5 protein-coding genes are annotated in these 2,198 nt (G+C 45.4%); 2 read left to right on the top strand and 3 right to left on the bottom strand.

Annotation, left to right across the window (positions count from 1 at the left end):
- Window positions 1–258: JAB domain-containing protein (locus tag RMO84_RS21230; RefSeq protein WP_310490427.1), on the top strand; the 258-nt coding region annotated here is incomplete at its 5' end.
- A 174-nt stretch (window positions 259–432) separates the two neighbouring features.
- Here the strand turns inward: RMO84_RS21230 and RMO84_RS21225 are convergent.
- Both RMO84_RS21225 and RMO84_RS21220 read right to left on the bottom strand, forming a co-directional pair.
- Window positions 433–747 (bottom strand): TMEM165/GDT1 family protein, encoded by a 315-nt coding sequence (locus RMO84_RS21225; protein WP_310490428.1) that lies wholly within the window; start codon window positions 745–747, stop codon window positions 433–435.
- A 126-nt stretch (window positions 748–873) separates the two neighbouring features.
- Entirely contained in the window at window positions 874–1,230 is a 357-nt protein-coding gene (locus tag RMO84_RS21220) for a YkgJ family cysteine cluster protein (protein WP_310490425.1), read from the bottom strand.
- 210 nt (window positions 1,231–1,440) lie between these two features.
- Between RMO84_RS21220 and psb30 the strand changes: the two genes are divergently transcribed.
- Entirely contained in the window at window positions 1,441–1,581 is a 141-nt protein-coding gene (psb30, locus tag RMO84_RS21215; RefSeq protein ID WP_309728644.1) for a photosystem II reaction center protein Ycf12/Psb30, read from the top strand.
- Between the two features lie 34 nt (window positions 1,582–1,615).
- Here psb30 and RMO84_RS21210 read toward each other — a convergent pair.
- Window positions 1,616–2,198, bottom strand: a 583-nt coding sequence (locus RMO84_RS21210; protein ID WP_310490424.1) for a tRNA-dihydrouridine synthase, incomplete at its 5' end; no start/stop codon positions are given.

Here is a 2,198-nt window from a genome sequence, read left to right as displayed (position 1 = left end):
ACCGAAACCCTCGCGCCACCTAAAGAAATTTTCACCGCCATCCTCAAGCAAGGTGCCACCAAAACGATCGTCGCGCACAATCACCCATCGGGCAGCACCGAACCCAGCCAAGCCGATCTCGATCTGACACGGCAATTACTCGCAGGCGCAAAGTTACTCGGTATTCCCTTATTAGATCATCTAATTTTAGGTGGCGGTAGTTGGAGTAGCTTGCGCCAAAACACCAATCTTTGGGAAGAATTTCCGCAAGGAGATTGATATTCTATGACAATAAAATTCGTAGGTTGGGTTGCGCGTGGCAAAACCCAACGAACACAACAACATATTGGAGACGTTGGGTTTCATTCTTCAACCCAACCTACCCTAAAACTCTCCCCAAGGTAATATGTCGATCGAATAAGTATAAAATCTCAATTTTATGCCAGAAAATATTCACAATTGAACAACATCGCCAAGTAACAGAATCGAAATCACCATCAACAACATCCCTGCTGCAATATCTAGAGTTCTTGGCGATAATACTTTCGCCAGATAACGCCCTAATAATACCCCGACTAAACTAGTTGCAATCAAAGCCGTTCCCGCACCGAGAAACACGATCCACGGCGATTGAGATTGGGCACTCAATAACAGCGTCGCTAATTGAGTCTTGTCACCCATTTCCGCCAGGAAAATCGTGATAAACGTCGATAAAAAAGTACTCCACACACTAGGATTTTGGAGACTTGTGGAAGACTCGGTGACGATAGTTGTGGCAACGAGATCGTCAGGAGCAATTTCAGGATGAGAAGGGCTAGTCACTGGATAATCTGAACTTAACTAGATTTTCATATTCGTCTCATTTTCTCATATCGATCGCTAAAGAGCGAGACTTTAGAGGAAAATTCCTAGTTCGGTATCAAAGCGGATCGCTTCTAAACTCCGATCTCCATATACGCCCTCGATCTGCTCCCGACAACAAGCGATCGCAAAATCATTCAAATCTTCCGGTTCGATCCCAAACATCGCTACGAAGGTATCTTCCTGTACCCGACAGAATGATGGCCGATCTTCGTAAATCTTACAGGCACGGGTATCGCGATCGAAATTAATACACCACCCATCTTCACCCACCATACTTAGATAGATGGCTAACAGCTCCGGTGACAAGTACTCTTCCAAATCCGGTCGATCGCTCGGATCGAGGTTGCAGCAAGCTCCACACTGCTTCACACACCGCCATGTAGACATATTTTAGTCAGTCAATTATTACCTATCCAGTCTATTAGGTATTCGATCGATTCACACATCCCGCTCCATCCTTAAAATTACTCTACCAACTCCCAACTCCCTCATGTACTTTTGTAAACCAAATTAAGCTAACCTCGCTGAAAATAGGTAAAATTGTAACGCCGATCCTGTAGGCTGACTATAAATTTAAATCTATTTTTGCGAGGAAATATGGACTTTTTGAGCGGTATTGTGGATAGCGTGCTCAGTATTAATTGGGAAGTAATCGCCCAATTGTCAATGGTAGCGATGATTATGATTGCTGGCCCCGTCGTAGTATTCTTGCTTGCTGCACTACGTGGCAATATGTAGTAGCTTCAGTGGCTAGTGACTAGTTGTTGAGATGTCAGTCCCTAGCCGCACCAACTTTTATTAATGCTTCGATCTGTCGATCGAGTAAATCTACACCTTGAGCTACGTTCTGGATTTCCTGTAGCTGCGTGCGTAACTCCGATGCACCTGTAAATCCTTTGGCGTACCAAGTCATGTGTTTGCGAGCTTGCAGGATGCCGCGCTCACCTTTATATAAGTACAAGTTTTGTAAATGTTCTTTAGCGCATCCTAATCGATCGATCGTACTCGGTGATGGTAGTAGTTCGCCCGTTTTGAGAAAATGGTCGATTTCACCGACGAGAAAGGGATAGCCGAGCGTACCACGCGAACACATTACTCCATCGGCTCCAGTCTGCTCCAGACAAGCAACAGCGGATTCTATAGAGAAGATATCGCCATTGGCAATTACCGGAATCGATAATACCTCTTTAACTTTACGAATCCAGTCCCAATTAGCCGTCCCATTGTAGCCTTGTGCGCGAGTACGAGCGTGAACTGTCAGCATCTGTGCGCCAGCATCCTGCATTCGCTGGGCAAAGTCTAGAATATTAATCTCATCCTCGTTCCAACCGATCCGCGTTTTGACGGTGACGGGA

It is taken from the genome of Chamaesiphon sp. VAR_69_metabat_338 (assembly GCF_031423935.1).
Lineage (GTDB): Bacteria > Cyanobacteriota > Cyanobacteriia > Cyanobacteriales > Chamaesiphonaceae > Chamaesiphon.
This window is presented reverse-complemented; position numbering and strand designations above follow the sequence as displayed.